The organism is Duganella vulcania (assembly GCF_009857655.1).
Classification (GTDB): Bacteria; Pseudomonadota; Gammaproteobacteria; order Burkholderiales; family Burkholderiaceae_D; genus Rugamonas; species Rugamonas vulcania.
This window is the reverse complement of sequence record NZ_WWCX01000001.1, coordinates 194,599-210,837: the sequence shown is the minus strand read 5'-3', so window position 1 is coordinate 210,837 and position 16,239 is coordinate 194,599. Positions and strand designations below refer to the sequence as shown.

Sequence of the window (16,239 nt, the reverse complement as noted above, 5' to 3'; positions counted from 1 at the left end):
ACAATGGTGCTGCCGACGGGCGGCTAGCAATATGCTTTTGGGAGAGTTCTGGTGAGTAATCTGGACAGGGCCATCGAGATCGCCGTGCGGGCGCACGCCGGGCAGTTGGATAAGGCAGGGCAACCGTACATTTTGCATCCGTTGGCCGTCATGCTGTCGATGAGCACCGAAGTTGAACGGATCGTTGCGGTGCTCCACGACGTCGTGGAGGACTGCGGCGTCACGCTGGATCAACTGCGTGCGGAAGGCTTTGTGCCGGAAGTGGTCTCTGGCGTGGACGCGGTAACACGTCGCTCGGGCGAAACCTACGCCGATTTTGTCATTCGTGCTGGCATGGATCCCATTGGGCGGCGCGTGAAGATCCGCGATCTGCGGCACAACGCCGACATTGGCCGCATTGCCGAGCCGACCGCCGCGGATTACGCGCGTACCGAAAAGTACCGACGTGCGATCGAGCAATTGGAAGCTGTTTCCGCTTGATCAGGCGCGCGGCAAACCTCGTCGTTCAGGGCGAGGTCAAGAGCGTCGGCCGGGAACCGGTTCGTATTAGGGGTTGCCGATTGCTGAGTGCTTAATACTGTATATAATAACAGTATGCTTCGTCTCCAAGCCTTCAAATTCGAATTGATGCCCACCGGTGCCCAGGCGTTCAACATGCGCCGCTTCGCCGGCGCCTGCAGGTTCGTGTATAACAAAGCCCTGGCCCTGCAGAAGGCCAATCACGAGGCTGGTCAGAAGTACATCGGCTATGTACCGATGGCCAAGCATCTCACCGCATGGCGCAATGGTACGGAGACGCCCTGGCTCAAGGATGCGCCGGTTCACCCGCTCCAACATAGCCTGAAGGATTTGGATCGGGCGTATGCCAACTTCTTCGCCAAGCGCGCCGAGTTCCCCCGCTTCAAGAAGAAGGGGCAGGGCGACAGCTTCCGCTATCCAGACCCGAAGCAGTTCAAGCTCGATCAGGCCAATGGCCGGATATTTCTGCCCAAACTGGGCTGGATCCGGTATCGCAGCAGCCGCGATGTGTCGGGCGTGCCGAAGAACGTGACCGTGAGCCAGGCCTGCGGTCGCTGGTACTTCGCCATCCAGACCGAGCGCGAGATCGAGGCGCCATTCCCTCGCACCGGCAACGCCGTCGGGATCGACATGGGCGTGGTGCGTTTCGCAACACTATCGGATGGCAGTTACCTGGCCCCCTTGGCCAGCTTCCGGCACCACGAGGCGGCGCTGCGCCGCGCGCAGCGGGCCATGAGCCGAAAGCAGAAATTTAGCAACAACTGGAAGAAGGCGAAGGTTCGCGTCCAGCGTATCCATTCTCGCATCGCCAATGCCCGGCGCGACTACCTGCACAAGGCCACGACCACGATCAGCCAAAACCACGCGATGGTGTGTATCGAGGATCTGCAGGTAAGGAACATGACCAGGTCGGCGGCTGGCAGCGTCGAAAGGCCCGGAAAGAACGTTCGGGCCAAGTCGGGGCTGAACAAGACGATCCTCGACCAGGGCTGGTCTGAGTTTCGGCGCCAGCTGGACTACAAGCTGGCATGGAGCGGCGGGTATCTCATTGCGGTACCGCCGCAGAACACGAGCCGCACCTGTCCGTGTTGTGGTTGCGTGGACGCGCGGAACCGTCCGAGCCAGGCGGTCTTTGCGTGCGTCGCCTGTGGGGTGGAAGAACACGCCGACGTGGTTGGCGCGATCAATGTTTTAAGGGCGGGACACGCCCGGTTAGCCTGTGAAGTGAGTGGCGAAGTAATGCCGCCAGCAGCAGGAGCCCACCGAAGCGAGCTGTCCGCGTTAGCGGCATGACGCAGTAGGAATCCTCCCCCTTCCCGGCTTTTGGATCGGCGAAGGTTAGCGAGAGGGGGAGGAGGATGTCAACGGTGAAGGTAAAACGGATGCTGAGATCGAGCTGCTGTTGCTCGACGATGAGCGCAATACTGGGCTCCAGTCCTGGAACTCGCCCCGGGCCATGTTCCGCTCGCTGGCACTGACGATGCGTCGCTGCGTCGAACAAGAATGTCCCGTCGACGCGAACGAGCTGGTGTTGTTGCTCGACTTGTTCCGTACCCTCTGGGAAGAGATCGTTGCGAACGGAGATCTCGCGGTTGCGCACGATCTGGCGCTGAAACCCTTGTTGGCGGTGCGCGAGGGCGACAGGGTGTCGTCGATTTACGAAGCCCTGTATGACGACGCCGTCCGTCTGGTGCGGCCTCCGCCGACAACGCCAGGGGAGCTGGGGCGCCGCAAGGAGGTTGCTGCGCGCTACGGAAAAGTCGTGGGCAAGACACCAGTCATCTGCATGGCGCGCGCAGCTGAAGCCGTTGCTGAGGCCAGTCTGGTGCTTTATACCGCCCTGGGCCAGGCCCATCGGTACCAGGTACTTTTCACTGCGGATGTGCTTGAGCCGCTCATTTCAGTGTTGGTGATGCCGCGGCAGCCCTGGTCAACAGTTCTCGCCGAGCACTTGCGTAATATGCGCAGCGAGACACTCGCGTAGGCGGCGCCGGCGTGTGAATCGGGAGACGAGGGGTATCATAACGATGGTGTGGGCGCTTGCCCAACCATCAATGATGGTTTGAGCCATGGAGGAAGTTGGATGCATATTGTGAACGACCAGCAGATTTGTGCTCTGCGCGAGCTGGCCATGGCGCGCCAAGCCTACGACATGGCGACGGCCGAATTGGCCAAGGTGATGGCCGGCACGTCGGTGGTGAGCAAAAGCGTGGCCGGCCAACTCGATGCAGGTCTTGCTGAACTATTGAGGACAAAGGATCCGCGCGAAATCGCGGGTGGTGACGTCGCGGTATTTGCTTCGATTCTGAAGGCGCCACAAGGAGGGGAGTGTGCGCTTGAGGCGGCCTGATGTCATCGTGGGATGAGCGTGGCCTTTGAGTAGTGCGCGTCGTGTCGCGGTAATTTGAGTTTCCACTTCGTTTCTGGAGAATTGCAGTGTGTCGGCGGGCAGGTGCCTACCGACTCCAATTCGAAGGAGGCATGATGGGCGTGGAACTGACCTGCTGGCTGCCGTCCCTGATTTCTCAGTTACTGTCGTGCAGCGAACTCAATGGTGAAGCTGTGTCCACCGAGACCCACCTGGCCATCGCTTTTGCCAACGTGGACGCACCACCTGGTGAACAGATGCGCCGTCTACTCGCTTGTGCAGAGCTAAGCGACGGCCAGGTCGAATTGCCCACGTCGGTTGTGATTGCTCGTGCGCAGCACGCACTGGGCATGGTCGTCGGTCCACGCTAGGCTTACCGTCGCGTCGCCAATGATTGCAGCTGTGGCTTGAGGTTGCGGGCAATTTTGGTGATCTGGTAGTATGGCGCCGGGGTTTCGGGGGCCTTGGCGATGATGAGGCGTAGGCCTTGTCGCTCAGCCCCATGGACACTTCTGCCTGCCATACGTGAGCGCTGAGCTTAACTGCGCGAATGAGCGCAACCTGAGTTGAATACTGGATGCCGCATTGAGGATAGCGATGACGAAACGAGCTCCACTGGTCGAAGGAATCGATTATGGCCTTGACGTATCGGCCGATGGCACCACCGTTTGGGTCCATGGCGCCGATGGTAGCAATATCGGGCGATTCAGTAAGCGCTTTGGCATCGACGTGCATCGGACCTTGACCGCCCAGATGGCGGGAGCGGGACAATGTCTGCACTGCACCCACGCGCCAGCGGGCCCTGCACAATGGGAAGAATTTCGCACCCAGATGAAAGCGCATCACCACGTGGACGTGCCAGCTGATGTGGTCAGCTGGCCATAAAGAGGAGTCACCATGTCTGTATCGAGCAACGCTGGTCAAACCGAGCCAAGCCCAGAGGTTCAAGCACTGCTGCAGGAAATGAAGCGCCTGGCCCAGCAAGTGTCGAAGGCGCAAGGGTACAATTGCGCCCTGGTGATGATCACTGGCACGGACGAGGACTACGGTGACGTCATTCCTGAGCTGATCCTGGAGGATGCGATGCGCGTCGATCGATATGGTTGGCCGGCGGGATTCACTGTTTCACTGCTCAACCCGGCGGATTGATCGTCCGTCACTGTCGCCGGCGTTCGCACCGGCACGCTGTAACGCGTGGCTCACGGCCTCGTGCGCCGTGGCCGGCTTAGGTTTAGTCTTCATCGATAAAATCCGATAGGGGCCTGAAGAATTCCTCGATGTCGTCCAGCGTCAACGTGCCGCCGGCGCTGGCATGGCCTTCATGGACGGCCTCGATATCGGCGAGCTTCTTGGCGGCGATTTTCAATACGCCTTCTTCCACGCTGTTCGACACAACCAGGCGCAGAATCGTGACGTGCTTGTCGCGCTCATCCCGGCGCAATCGGGCAATGGCTTGTTCTTCCTTCTTGGCATTCCACCAGGGTTCAAACAAGACGATCGCATCGCCTTCCGGGAGCTCGATGCCTTCAGCCATGCTGAGCTGTATGAGGATGATCGACACTTCGCCGGAGCGGAACTTTTCCGAAGACTTTTTCCTCGCAGGACCTGACATGCCGCCGCTGATGCGAACCGACGAGATCCCTGTCTCTTCCAAGTGCTGTTCCAGGATCTTTAGCATGTTCGTAAAGTGCGACGTAATCACGATGCGCTTGCCTTCGCTGAGTAGCTCGGTGCAGATTTCGTTGAGCGCTTCCAGCTTGGCCGATGCGACGCCTTTGACGTTGACCAGTTGCGGATGGTCGCAGATTTGGCGCAAGCGTTCGATCGCTTCGAGCACAAAAAGGTGAGACTTGGCCAGACCAGATTCAGCGATAGCTTTGCGCACTTCGGCATGCTGCAGTGCGCGTATGCTTTCGTAGACAGCCGCCTGCTCCTTGCCGAACACGACCGAGTGTCGCACTTCCGTTACAGTGGGCAGGGAGCGGCCCAGTTCCGCATTGAGGCGCCGTAGATAGAACGGTGAAATGAGCTTACCCAGTGCGACGAGCTTGGCGCGGTTCGCTTGCGTGATCTCACTCTGTCTGGTCGAATCGGTCGTCTCGTCGCTCAGTAGCTTATTTTTTGGGAACGTTCGGTTAAACCATGCCTTTTCACGCAACAGACCAGGCACAGCGAGCGTCATCACTGACCACATCTCGCGTGCCGAGTTTTGCATGGCGCTGCCCGTGATGATCAGCTTTTGCCGCGCTTGCAGCGCACCAACTGCCTTGGTGAATGTGGACAGGCTGTTGCCAAGCTTATGCCCTTCGTCGCAGGCAATGACGTTCCACTGTCGCGCCAGGAAGCGGTTCAGGTTGCGCACCAGCGTGTCGTAGGTGGTAATCACGGCGTGCTCGGTTCCCTCGAGTGCCTCGATCTTGTCCATGCCCTTCGAATTTGGCACCTCTACCAACCGCATGTCGTGGAAGAACTTGTCGGCGTCTTCCTGCCAGCGACGCTCGTAGTACAGGGTTTTTGACACGATGATCAACGACACTCGGTGGTTCTCAGCTTCTGGCTCGCACCACGCAGTGTGCAGGGTCACGAGAGATTGTAGGGTCTTGCCGGTGGCGTACTCGTCGCCAATGATGGCCCCAAATCCATGTTTGCGTCGTACACCGCACCACAGGGCCCCGCGAGCCTGGTGTTGCCAGGGCGGGATCGTCATGGCCGTCAGCGTGCTCTGCGGTAGGTTCTCAGGAATGACGGAAAGCGAAGTGGCCAGCTTAGCGAGATCCTCGCCGCCATCCAATCGCGAGTCCGTATCGCGCGTTGCCGCGTCAAGCGCACCAAAATCGATTGTGCGCATCCGATAGGTGTTGGTTTTGTCCTCGTGCGTTAAGAGGGTAAAAAGTGGCAGTATTTTCGCCAACAGGTCCCGTGTGATGATTGGCCTGTATCCCTCTTGCGTTGCTGGTAGTTCGAACGTCTTGCCAGGTTGGTTTTCCAGGATCGCCGCGAGAACGTCGCGGCGCCCGAGGAAGCCCACCAGGTCGTGCACCATGCTGTGTGCTGTTCCCTCGACATCTGCCGACACGTTGATGTCATATGTGCCACCTGCCGCGGGCTTGATGGTGTAATCGAGGTCTGTAACGGGGACGATGCCGCCTTGCCAGCCATCCGACATTTGGAGGCGCCACCCCGCCTCTTTGAGTGTCGGCACGACAGCCTTGTGGTACTCCCTGACTTGTTTAACCACCTTGTCTGCGTCCGCTTCGCCTTGCGCCACGACGACCTGCAGCGTATTGTCGCCTTTCTTCGCTTTGCCGCGTGGGCGGATTTGCTGCACACACTCCGCTTCGTACGTGAGGTCTCGCTGGTAATCGATCCGTTTGAGTCCGTCGATGACGGAGATCTCCTTGCCATCGGTATGGCGTACTTTCGTGCCGTCATAATCGAAGTCCACGTCGGCCAGTGCGGTGCCTTGTTGGGAGCCTCGGGCATATTGGCTCCGCCAATCAAGTAGCAGTGTTGGCACCGGTCGCAACACGCCGCCGTCGATGACTTCGACTTCCGGCAGGTTAGGTAGTCCCGTGATCTGGCGGCCGTTTGCCCGTTGCCGCAGTGTGATAAGGTCCTCGTCGGATAAGCCGGCCGCAAAGGTGACGACATCGAGCACCTCGGGTGCCAAGCTGTCGGCCAAGAGTCCAATTTCCCCGGTGTCGGACTGCACAAAGAGCGGTGGAATGCAGGGAATGACGTCACCTCCGCCTTCGACGGACATGACCAGTTGCCAACGGAGCGACGGATCTCGCTGCCACGCTAGCATGAGCTGGCGTGGTTCCGATTGTCGCAGTGGTTCGTCGCGAATAGAGCTCGCTCGCAGCTTGCCCGCTTCGGCCATCTGCAACAGTGTCGTGCCGATCCTGGTGCCGCGCACGAGGATGTGGGAGGATTCTGGCAAGCCGGCGGCCATGAAGACTTGTTTGAGCCAGTCGATATCACTTTGGGATAGACGTTGTCGAACGCCATCGCTGTGGAACGGATCGTCGCTGTGATTGTTCATGCGCCCTCCGATCACTGGCAAGAACGAAGACCAGTTTTGCGGCACCGATCGATATGACCGGCGATAGCCATCGGTACCGTTCTGCACGAGCTCCAGGCTGTGGCGCATCCCGCGGTTACCTGCTGCCAGTATAAACGTCAGTTCGGCCGTGTCCCTGTCAGATGACGGTTGCTCAATGGTCTTTTTGGTAGAACTGGCCGTGTCACGTTCAAGTACCTGCAGTATCGAAGCCGCGTTTTTAGACAGCAGCACTTTACGCAATTGACGCGGATCCGCCAAATGCGGTGCGACGTCACCCCGCACCGCCTGCACTGCCTTGATCAGTAACCACTTTCCGTGATCGCAAGCTCTCGGTATCTCATAACCGCTCGGTATCCCATATTGATGGCCGCATACGTCACATGAAACGGAAAGGCGTGGTTGCGAAGCGTTACCCTCGACGCATACCTCAACTTCGCGTTCAGCCAAATGGCGTGGATATGCTGGATGGATTTGCACTTGCATGAGCGTTCCGAATCCGCGCTGTTGCGTCCAGTACATGCGGCCTATACTTGGACTGCTCGTCTGTAGTACGCCCGCGAGGTCATTATCCAAGACTGTGTTGAGTCGGTTGAGGACCTCCATGGGGTCAGATGGCGTCAACAGCCAGCTCTCAAGTATGTTGCTCATGTTACTTTCCTTGTATTCGTCACCTGTGAGCCCCGTCAACTTGTCCCAGAATGTCTCTGTGCCCACCGGATCGTCCCCGTGCGATCGGGTATTGCTGCTTTTAAGTCACAACACGGAATTTTCCACTTGCCGCGCAAGCTAAATCTGACAAGTTTGCCTTATATGCGCTGAATCTTCAAATTTGGTGCTTGCGTAACCGATCCGGCCCCCCCTGGGTTAGCCCATATCGCGCCGTGTGCCTGTCATAGGTTGCAGTATGGCCGTTGCCCCGATGTGCCCTTGCCTTGGGGGGGCTGCCGATGGCGCCCTCGTTGTCCCTGCCCACTACATCGCGGTATAGTGCCACGATTTAACATTGGTTTTAGGAGCGCCAGGCATGTTCGACGTTACGCCGGACGATATCGCCCTGCTCGATGATGCTACGTTGCGTGAGCTCGTTGCCCGTCTTGCAGCGGCCGAGTTGGTGATGTATGGGTTGTCGCCGCTTGCGGTGACCGCCGGCGGTCATCAGGATGCGCCTGACGGCGGCTTGGATGTGCGTATTGAGCTTGCCCCTAACGCCGAGCCGGGGCCGAACGTCCCCCGCGCCAACGTCGGCTACCAGGTCAAAAAACCAGACATGGGCCGCCAAGCTATTGTGCACGAGATGCGGCCCAAGGGCGGCCTTCGCAGCGTCATTGCTGATCTGGCTGCGCGCGGCGGGGCCTATATCATCGTCAGCGCGACCGGGTCGACTGCGGATGGGCCACTACAGCACCGCCGGCAAGCTATGCAAGAGGCGCTTGTCGATTGTCCGGACGCGGACCGGCTGCTGGTGGACTTCTACGATCGTACGCGTATGGCGACGTGGGTGCGTGAGCATCCAGGCCTGGTCCTTTGGTTGCGCGAGAAAGTAGGGAGGACGCTGGCCGGGTGGCAGGCCTACGGGAATTGGAGTAACCCAAAGCAGGCGCCAGACGCCGCCTATTTGTTGGATAAACGCGCCCGGGTCTGTTTTGACGGCCCTACGGAGCCCGGATTGCCTGTTCTGGCAGCCATTGAACGCCTGCGCGCGCTGGTGGCGCAGCCCGGGACGTCCGTCCGGCTGGTGGGCCTCTCTGGCGCCGGCAAAACACGCCTGGTGCAGGCCTTGTTCGATGCTCGTATCGGACGTGAGGCGTTGCCGGTTGCGGCAGCCGTCTATACCGATCTGCACGAAACGCAGACCGTGCCCCAGCCAGCGGTGCTGGCGCGCGAATTGCTGGTGTTGGGCAAACGCACCATCCTGGTGGTGGACAACTGTAGTGCGCTCATGCACAAGCAGCTCACTGCCGTATGCCAGGCCGCCGGCACGACCATCAATCTCGTGACCATCGAGTACGATGTCCGCTCCGACACGCCGGAGGACACCGAAGTGGTCGTGTTGGAAATGTCCTCCGACGAATTGGTGTTGAGCGTGTTGGCCCAGCGCTATCCGGCCTTGTCGCGGGAGAACGCCGGCATCATCGCACACGTCTCGGGTGGCAATACACGGGTCGCCTTGGCCATTGCAAGCACCGTGCGCAAGGGCGATCGGCTGGCGGGCCTGCAGGACGACGTCATTTTCGAGCGGCTGTTTCATCAGCGCCATGTTCCCGATGATGCCTTGCTGCGCGCGGCGCAAGTTTGCGCTCTGGTCTACTCGTTCGATGGCGAAAACAACGATCACGACGGCGGGGAACTGCAGGTGCTGGCGCGGCTTGCCGGCCAGGATGTGGCGACGTTCTATCGTTGCGTGCAAGTGCTACGCGAGCGAGACCTGATGCAGTCCAGGTCGAACTGGCGCGCAGTGTTGCCGCAGGCGCTCGCCAACCGCCTGGCCGGGCAGTCGTTGCGTCTGATCATGCCAGAGCAACTACGGCTGGGCATCTTGTCGGGATCAAATCCCCGTCTCATACGCTCGTTTGCCCATCGTCTGTCCTACTTACATGACCAGCCGGCTGCGGTGCAATGGTCCGAGGAGCTGCTTCGCCCAGGCGGGTTGGTGGGGCAGCGTATCGATTGCACGCCAGAGGAGCTGCTATCGCTCCTCCATCTTGCGCCGGTGGTGCCGGAGTTGGTGCTCGAAAGGGTAGAGCAGGGTGCCGCGCGAGATCCCGTGAGTTGGCTAGATCATGCGGGGCGGTATGTGGACCTGTTGCGCCTTCTGGCGTGGGATGCCAGCTTGTTTGAACGTTGCGTCGCGCTTCTTGTTACCGTGGTGCGTGCGAACCGGCATGAGGTCGACGTTGAGGCGCCGACGCAGGCGCTTGTTGGCATGTGTCAGCCATATCGGTCCGGCACCCACGCGTCGGTCGATGCGCGTTTTAAGCTGATCGCCAGATGGTTGGCGGACCCCGACGAGCCAATTAAAGAGCTTGGACGGCAGGCGTTGACGCAGGCGCTGTCCTCGACCTACAAGGGGGGGCGCAGCTTTAGCTTGGGCGCGCGGCCGCGTGATGACGGCTATCGGCCGGTGGACGACGTCGGGTTGTCCCAGTGGTACGGCCAGGGGCTGGATCTGGTCCTGCAGCTATACGCGCAAGGTGGTGGACACGCCGAGTTCGCCAGGAGTCTTGTGGCCATGCAGCTCTTGCCTTTGTGGCGTTTTCCTTTGTTGCGTGATCGGCTGGAAGCGACGCTACGGCAGCTTGGCGCCGCGCGGTTTTGGCGAGCAGGATGGGTGGCCGTGCGAAGGGCGATGCTGGAGCGGGGCTACGATGCCGAGGGCCGTGCGCGCTTGGAACGCCTGGAGCAGCAACTGGCGCCGTCCGACCTGGCCGGCCGTGTGTTGGGCGCGGTGCTGACCATGCATGGATCACCTTGGCACGAGCTGGAGGCGGAATCGGCGGAGGAGTTCGTTGAGAGGGTGGAGCAAGCACTCCACCCTCTCGCGCGCGAGGCGGTCGATGACCTGGTTACACTGCGAGATTTGGCGCCGATCCTCCTCACTCGCGGTGGCCACATGGAGGGGTTCGGTGCCGGGCTGGCGAAGATCGAGAGTGCTCGCCAGGCCGTGTGGGACGTCCTCACGCCTGCCTTGGAGACCGTGATGGAATCCGTACTGCTTTCTGATCACCCGATGCGTTGCAACCCTCTGCTCGTTAGTGGGTTCCTGCGGCAGGTTGCCAGTAAGGATAGGGCGCTGGCCGAACGGTTTCTCGACCAGTGCGCGACGAGAGCTCATCTGGCGCCGGCGCTCCCGGCCTTGCAGGCTGCCATCGGCTTTGATCGGACCGCTTTAGAGCGCCTGTTGGCCGCCGACGCCGCGGGCTTCATTCCGCTCACGGAATTCGATTGGCTAAGGTATGCCAGCGTTGCCACTTGTGATATTCAAATCGCCGCCCTAGGCATTTTAGCCCGCATTGCCACTAGTGCCGCGGGAGCGATCGTGGCCATCGATGCCCTGATGGCGTGGATTGCGCGCCAACACGAGGCGCCGCAAGAAGTGAGTGCGGCGCTGGTCTTCACCAGTCAGCAGGTGGTGGCACATTTTTCGTTCTCTTCCCATGCGGCCGAACATGCTCATGGCCTCTTGCGGATTGCGCAGTATGCCCTGCAGGGACCGGCATCGGCGGGCTTGGCGGCGGCGTTGGCGCTGAAGATGGCCAGCGCTGTCCAGCGTGCCTACAACCTTCCCCTCGATTTTGAGGAGCTAATTGCGTTGCTGCTAGAGCGCGAGCCGGAGGCGGTCCTTGAAGCTCTGTGTCAGGGTGAGGAGCGTCTGCTGGCGGGGGCTTACGGTGTTTTCGGTCAAAGCGACCGCCATGGCGTATATCCGTTGGCTAAGCTGGAACCGCGGCGTTTGGCGGCCTGGTGTTCGTTCGATCCCGATAGTCGGACGAAATTTGCGTTGAAGCTGGTGCCGGTTGTGGAAACGAGCCCAAGATCGGGGCGGGCGAAACTGACGCAGCAGGTGCTGGCGCTGGTTGTGCAGGCTCCAAACCAGCGCGCAATGCTGCCAGTCATTGTCGAGCGACTGGAGCATCAGTTGCATCGCAATTCCAGCTCGGCCATGGCGCTGCATATCGTGGATACCCTGGCAGTGTTGCTGACTCTTTGGGGCAGCGAGCATCACGCCGCCGTACATGAGGCGATGGACGGTTTGCAAACGCGCGCCGAGGAGATCGACCGGATGAATACTACCTCCAATGGAGCTGGCAGCGAACGATTTGAGCCTTGAGGCAGCGCGTTATGGCTTACCTGCAGCGCCACTGTAACGCGCCGACCAGGGCGCCCTGCGAGCCTCTAGCGCGGCGACGTGACTCCCGTTGCCGGCGATGCCACAGCTGGCATACAGGGCCGTAGTGTGGCCAACCACAGTTTCACCTGGTCTATGCTTCGCCGCGCTCCAAGCGCCTCGCCTATGCCGGCCTGTCGCCGCTATCGTCGCCGGGGCGAGCAACGCGGCGCTGAGCATACTTGTTGGCGGCATTGCCTTTGCGGGCGAACTTGTCGTTCCGGCACGACACTCCGAGAAAATTATTGATGAGTTCCCCGGGGCACGTCATCGTCGTGAGAATTGGTGAGAATGTAAGTAATTGCAAATAGCACAATCCCTAAAGCCGCACCTTGAGGTAACTCAAAGCGGATTCTTATAAGTCAAAACTAGGGGAATTGTCCATGCGCTATAACGGTCTATTCGAAGATGCGGCTTCGCCTTTGGTGTTAGCCGCAACGGGTGATGTCGTCGTCAGCTTTTTTGCTAACAACGCTGTCGTCCTCAAGATGTCGATCGCGGTACGAAACGCCGCGGATCATGATGTGCTTTCTGTGGGAGTGAAGGAAGGTTCGCCGCGCCTGTCGTCGGGCAACGGCAACAACAGGTTTTCCTTTTCGCCCGAGAAGCTGGCCGGCGCTTCCTACGTAAAGTGGATGATCTGGGCCGAGTATCCAGGGCCTGGTGCGGTGACGTTCGACGTGACCGTGCGAGTCACCCAGAACGGCGTCAGCAACGATGCGGTCAAACAGTATCAGCTCGCCGATGGCACCTGGCAGGCGTTGCTCGAGGAGGACGGTGACTACCTCGATATCGCGGCGGTACCGGCTGCCGGGGCGCTTCTGAAGCCGGCTGCAGCCATTGCCGCTGTTAAGCCGAAGGCCACCGCGCCAGTCGCGCGTGTCAAGTCAAAAGGAGGCGCGAAATGAGCTCCGCGCGTGTGCTCTTGCGCGTCGTGCTTACCGCTTTGCTCTGCCTTGCCGGCATTGCCAGTCGTGCTGGTGAGCTGGTCACTGTAGGCGGTGTACAGTACGAAGCCGTGGAGCAGTTCAAGGTGGGGGACGGCGAACTTGTGTTGCATCTCAAGGCCAAGGTTGCCGAGCCATCGGCGCCCAAGCCGGCAGCCGGAACGCCCGAGGCTGGCGCGTCGAAGTCCGGGCCAGGGGACGCCGCAGAGTCGGCCGATGCAGGTAAGGACAAGTCGAAGTCGGCCATGGATCTAGCGAAGGAGAAATCGATTTCGCAGCTGAAGGTGCTCGACAAGGATTTTGCCAGCGAGATTACCAACCAGGCGCAGTCGACCGAATCGACGGCGCTGACCACTATCGGTGTAACGCCGGGCGACTTCAATACGCCGGCAACGCCCAAGGACTTTGCGGCCGCTATTGCAAAAGGCGTGGATGGGTCGGGCAAGCTGAAGGATGGCGTTGCGATCCAATTTAGCCCAGGTGGCTTGTTCTTCCGATCGAGTATCGTTGGTGGCGGAAAGTTTACGTCCGATCCATGGATGCAAGCTTGGGCCAGAACCTCGGTAGAGATCGCATCGTCACGCTCTGACGACGCCCGCATAGGGCAGCAGGGCGCCGTTGCGCTCAGTGTTGGTGTGATCGACGACACCGATCCGCGATTGGCTTGGCGTGACCTATCGGACTGTTCCGACAACGCATTTGATGACGTCTACCCCCGCAGCCACATCAACCCCATTCCTGCAGGCCGGCACCGGTCGAAAGACGAGATTCCAGCCGCCGAGGCGGATGCTGCTGCGCAGGCATCAGCAGCGTTCGATAAGGCGACCAAGGATTGCTTTGAAGCGTCGAAAAAGAAACTAGGCGACCTGACCCTCAAGCGTAAGTTCTATGTGGGCTACGACCATAGCTGGTATTCGGGCGACAGTGATCTTGCGAAGGCGGGCACGTTGGGCCCGCGGATGCTCTGGGCCAGTTATTCGCAGGGCCTGAGCGGTGCCAATGATCCGAACGCGTCGTTCAAAACGCTGCTGCAGGCCTCTGCCACCCGGAAACTGCACTTGCAGGTGAAGGACCCCGCAGACGACTCGAAGCTGACCAACCAGGATCGTACGGACCTCATGCTGCGTGTTCGCTTGACGCAAAATCGCTGGAACGCCTTTGCCGACGCCGGGCTCTCGCGCGTACGCACGGGGCCAGTTCTGACGGATTCGGTGCGCCGGTACGGCTTTGGCGCCGAATTTAAGGTCAGCGATACACTCTGGCTGGTGCTGGGCAGCGTGACCGAGCATGGGTATTTGAATGGCGGCAAAAACACCCTGCTCAATACTGGCCTGCGTTTCGGGCAGTCTGACAATTCGCTCATTGGCAGTCCCTTCGCCGCGACAAAGAACTGACAGAATCGCTACACCGGGTAGCAGCCCGACACTGGGCGGCTGCGGTCACCTCTGCTGCGCAGGTTTGAACTGAAGCGACCAAGTAAATTGCATGGACTGGCTGAGTGTTAGTTTTAAAAAGCGGTGCTGGAACGGCACACCAACCGCGAAGCGGCTCGCATCGCCCGCGATGCGATCGCACTGGCGCCGACCCACAGTGCGCTGTAGGACTTCGCAACGTAAGCGATGGCCGCAGCACCGAGGTTTCTTTCTTGCCGATTTTTGTAGACGGACGATTGGAAATTCGATCGTATTTCAGCGGTATAACAATTCATCCGACAGGTGATTAAAATGCCTTTTGCAACATACCCGGAAATAGCGGCTTCATTACTCACCATCAGTGAGCCAACCAGGGCAAGAGTCGCTGGCTTTATCCAGCAAATGGATCAGCACCTCGATGCGATCCGCGGGATCCAGGTGGGGGAGCATTTGATCCCGGTTCTCGCCAACATTGTTGCAGGCTATTCGCACAGGCCATGGAGTCCCCGTGAATTCGATTCGGAATTCTGGCGCGTCGTCCGCGCAGAACTCGACGTTGTGGTACCGGTCCACCGCATTCATACCCAGCTTACGGCGCGCGGCCGAGCCGATGGTGTCATAGCTTAGCGGCTCGCGTTTGAAACTGGCCATGCTCGCATTTGACGCCGATTCCGGCTCGAATTAACTGCAAATGACGGAAGGGCCGTAACCGGTTCCGTCAGCACGTCACTGTCGCTGAGATCGATACGAATCGCTAGGCCGGGCATGGCCGGTGGCGCGTGTATTGGCTCCGGTGCCGGTGAAGGCTCGGGGACCCTGCGAACGATGGCGCTGCTGATGGCACCGAGATCGATACATGTGGATGCTGGCGTCGGCGTCGGCGTCGGCGTCGGCACAGGCGCACCTTCGTTAGTGGCGTTCGCCAGTTTTGTGCGCCAGACGTGAAAGTTGGCCTGCGAGATCGTCTCATCCCGGCAGAAGGCGGCGATGCTCTTGCCGCTCGCGGCATGCCGCGCCAGATGATTACGCCAGCTTGCTTCTTTTGAGGTTTGAAATTCCTGTTTGTTCATGTCCCGTTCCGTGTTGTTGAGCTCGGAGGAGATTGTGTCGGCTTGAAGATCCGATAGATACAACGCTACTCAGGAACCGGTTACGAGCGCGATTAGCGTATGTCCGCTTAAATCTAGATTCGTGGTGATTCCATGCTGTCGCTGTGCCTTCTGTCTGCGACGGGTGGAAATAGGTGGTCTGTCCCGAGGGAAATTCTTGTCGACAGTAGTTGATACAATATCGCATGAACCAAAATAATACAAAACTTGTCTTTTTGCGGCCCAATGGACCGGGAATTACTGCTGTCGCCCACGTCACCATCAACGGTAAGACGGTCACTGTGCTGTCTGACAAGATCGACGATGCGGTCTTGTATTTGCACGGCGTGCCAGCGCCTGGCGAACGCATTGATGTTTCAATTCTTTATGGCATTATGAGTCGTGCTGAGTTCGAATCCCTGCCAGAGTGGCGTTGACCGGTTTGCGTGAGTTTTGCTATGTCCAGCTGGAATGATATTGATGATATCGTGCGTGGATCGCGGGTGGTCCACGAGAAGATGTTACGCAACTCCGAAATCCGGAGCACTGCGGGAACTTGCCTTTACGCCTCGTTCGTTTTGCGTTTGTCGCTGGAGAAGTTCGGTGGCTGCACGGCGGTAGTGAGAGGTGGCGATGGGCATGGTGATGGGGGTGCGCTCGACAGTGGTGGCACCTTGCGCGGCCACTATTGGGTGGAAGGCGTGACTCCCGATGGCGTGGCTTTTACAGCCGATATCACGGCGGACCAATTCGGCCATGAGCCGGTCTATTTCGAACGTGCGGCCTTGTCGCGGGCACGTTATCGGCCAGGTTGTGATGCCACGGTTCGTGTCGCGGTGCTTGATTTGGTCCGGAGTACTGAACTGGCAAGGGATTCAGACTCCGTTGCCCGCCCCGCGCAACCGGCGTGATTGAACCCACATTTTCTACAGCAGGTCGACGGCAAGTTAAAGG

15 protein-coding genes are annotated in these 16,239 nt (G+C 59.6%); 12 read left to right on the top strand and 3 right to left on the bottom strand.

Annotated features, from left to right (window positions below):
* The first annotated feature begins 51 nt into the window (after positions 1-51).
* The 7 genes from GTP90_RS01040 to GTP90_RS01010 all read left to right on the top strand — a co-directional run bounded on the left by GTP90_RS01040 (position 52) and on the right by GTP90_RS01010 (position 4,036).
* Positions 52-480 carry an HD domain-containing protein gene (locus GTP90_RS01040; RefSeq protein ID WP_371875009.1) on the top strand — a complete coding sequence of 143 codons (429 nt, stop codon included), beginning with the start codon at positions 52-54 and terminating at the stop codon, positions 478-480.
* A gap of 114 nt (positions 481-594) precedes the next feature.
* On the top strand, positions 595-1,812 hold the full coding sequence (locus GTP90_RS01035; RefSeq protein ID WP_161081709.1) for an RNA-guided endonuclease InsQ/TnpB family protein: 1,218 nt from the start codon (positions 595-597) through the stop codon (positions 1,810-1,812).
* A gap of 109 nt (positions 1,813-1,921) precedes the next feature.
* Positions 1,922-2,503: a hypothetical protein gene (locus GTP90_RS01030; RefSeq protein ID WP_161081708.1), complete on the top strand. Its 582-nt coding sequence runs from the start codon at positions 1,922-1,924 to the stop codon at positions 2,501-2,503.
* Positions 2,504-2,602: 99 nt separating this feature from the next.
* On the top strand, positions 2,603-2,869 hold the full coding sequence (locus tag GTP90_RS01025; protein ID WP_161081707.1) for a hypothetical protein: 267 nt from the start codon (positions 2,603-2,605) through the stop codon (positions 2,867-2,869).
* A gap of 131 nt (positions 2,870-3,000) precedes the next feature.
* Entirely contained in the window at positions 3,001-3,258 is a 258-nt protein-coding gene (locus tag GTP90_RS01020) for a hypothetical protein (protein ID WP_161081706.1), read from the top strand.
* A gap of 226 nt (positions 3,259-3,484) precedes the next feature.
* Positions 3,485-3,772 (top strand): hypothetical protein, encoded by a 288-nt coding sequence (locus tag GTP90_RS01015; RefSeq protein WP_161081705.1) that lies wholly within the window; start codon positions 3,485-3,487, stop codon positions 3,770-3,772.
* A gap of 12 nt (positions 3,773-3,784) precedes the next feature.
* Positions 3,785-4,036, top strand: coding sequence for a hypothetical protein (locus GTP90_RS01010; protein WP_254451683.1), 252 nt, complete (start codon positions 3,785-3,787; stop codon positions 4,034-4,036).
* Positions 4,037-4,118: 82 nt separating this feature from the next.
* On the opposite strand, the gene GTP90_RS01005 is transcribed toward GTP90_RS01010, so the two are convergent.
* The gene (locus GTP90_RS01005) at positions 4,119-7,601 is read right to left on the bottom strand and encodes a DEAD/DEAH box helicase (protein WP_161081704.1); all 3,483 of its coding nucleotides are present in this window, start codon (positions 7,599-7,601) and stop codon (positions 4,119-4,121) included.
* 376 nt (positions 7,602-7,977) lie between these two features.
* Between GTP90_RS01005 and GTP90_RS01000 the strand changes: the two genes are divergently transcribed.
* The 3 genes from GTP90_RS01000 (at position 7,978) to GTP90_RS00990 (ending at position 14,179) form a co-directional block, all read left to right on the top strand.
* Positions 7,978-11,781: a hypothetical protein gene (locus GTP90_RS01000; protein ID WP_161081703.1), complete on the top strand. Its 3,804-nt coding sequence runs from the start codon at positions 7,978-7,980 to the stop codon at positions 11,779-11,781.
* Positions 11,782-12,221: 440 nt separating this feature from the next.
* Positions 12,222-12,746: a hypothetical protein gene (locus GTP90_RS00995; RefSeq protein ID WP_161081702.1), complete on the top strand. Its 525-nt coding sequence runs from the start codon at positions 12,222-12,224 to the stop codon at positions 12,744-12,746.
* Positions 12,743-14,179 carry a hypothetical protein gene (locus tag GTP90_RS00990; RefSeq protein WP_161081701.1) on the top strand — a complete coding sequence of 479 codons (1,437 nt, stop codon included), beginning with the start codon at positions 12,743-12,745 and terminating at the stop codon, positions 14,177-14,179. The genes GTP90_RS00995 and GTP90_RS00990 overlap by 4 nt, the downstream gene beginning before the upstream one ends.
* A 366-nt stretch (positions 14,180-14,545) precedes the next feature.
* On the opposite strand, the gene GTP90_RS00985 is transcribed toward GTP90_RS00990, so the two are convergent.
* Positions 14,546-14,848 (bottom strand): hypothetical protein, encoded by a 303-nt coding sequence (locus GTP90_RS00985; RefSeq protein WP_161081700.1) that lies wholly within the window; start codon positions 14,846-14,848, stop codon positions 14,546-14,548.
* On the bottom strand, positions 14,821-15,267 hold the full coding sequence (gene tnpA, locus GTP90_RS00980) for an IS66 family insertion sequence element accessory protein TnpA (RefSeq protein ID WP_161081699.1): 447 nt from the start codon (positions 15,265-15,267) through the stop codon (positions 14,821-14,823). Before tnpA ends, GTP90_RS00985 begins: the two co-directional genes overlap by 28 nt.
* A gap of 224 nt (positions 15,268-15,491) precedes the next feature.
* Here tnpA and GTP90_RS00975 point away from each other — a divergent pair, with 224 nt between their 5' ends.
* Positions 15,492-15,722 (top strand): hypothetical protein, encoded by a 231-nt coding sequence (locus GTP90_RS00975; RefSeq protein WP_161081698.1) that lies wholly within the window; start codon positions 15,492-15,494, stop codon positions 15,720-15,722.
* A gap of 21 nt (positions 15,723-15,743) precedes the next feature.
* Positions 15,744-16,196, top strand: a complete 453-nt coding sequence (locus tag GTP90_RS00970; RefSeq protein ID WP_161081697.1) for a hypothetical protein — start codon at positions 15,744-15,746, stop codon at positions 16,194-16,196.
* Positions 16,197-16,239: the final 43 nt, after the last annotated feature.

Excerpts from the sequence above, each read along its gene's own strand:
- GTP90_RS01035 (WP_161081709.1), top strand. The coding sequence starts at position 595 with ATGCTTCGTCTCCAAGCCTTCAAATTCGAATTGATGCCCACCGGTGCC.
- GTP90_RS01025 (WP_161081707.1), top strand. The coding sequence starts at position 2,603 with ATGCATATTGTGAACGACCAGCAGATTTGTGCTCTGCGCGAGCTGGCC.
- GTP90_RS01020 (WP_161081706.1), top strand. The coding sequence starts at position 3,001 with ATGATGGGCGTGGAACTGACCTGCTGGCTGCCGTCCCTGATTTCTCAG.
- GTP90_RS01015 (WP_161081705.1), top strand. The coding sequence starts at position 3,485 with ATGACGAAACGAGCTCCACTGGTCGAAGGAATCGATTATGGCCTTGAC.
- GTP90_RS01010 (WP_254451683.1), top strand. The coding sequence starts at position 3,785 with ATGTCTGTATCGAGCAACGCTGGTCAAACCGAGCCAAGCCCAGAGGTT.
- GTP90_RS01005 (WP_161081704.1), bottom strand. The coding sequence starts at position 7,601 with ATGAGCAACATACTTGAGAGCTGGCTGTTGACGCCATCTGACCCCATG.
- GTP90_RS01000 (WP_161081703.1), top strand. The coding sequence starts at position 7,978 with ATGTTCGACGTTACGCCGGACGATATCGCCCTGCTCGATGATGCTACG.
- GTP90_RS00995 (WP_161081702.1), top strand. The coding sequence starts at position 12,222 with ATGCGCTATAACGGTCTATTCGAAGATGCGGCTTCGCCTTTGGTGTTA.
- GTP90_RS00990 (WP_161081701.1), top strand. The coding sequence starts at position 12,743 with ATGAGCTCCGCGCGTGTGCTCTTGCGCGTCGTGCTTACCGCTTTGCTC.
- GTP90_RS00985 (WP_161081700.1), bottom strand. The coding sequence starts at position 14,848 with ATGGCCAGTTTCAAACGCGAGCCGCTAAGCTATGACACCATCGGCTCG.
- tnpA (WP_161081699.1), bottom strand. The coding sequence starts at position 15,267 with ATGAACAAACAGGAATTTCAAACCTCAAAAGAAGCAAGCTGGCGTAAT.
- GTP90_RS00975 (WP_161081698.1), top strand. The coding sequence starts at position 15,492 with ATGAACCAAAATAATACAAAACTTGTCTTTTTGCGGCCCAATGGACCG.
- GTP90_RS00970 (WP_161081697.1), top strand. The coding sequence starts at position 15,744 with ATGTCCAGCTGGAATGATATTGATGATATCGTGCGTGGATCGCGGGTG.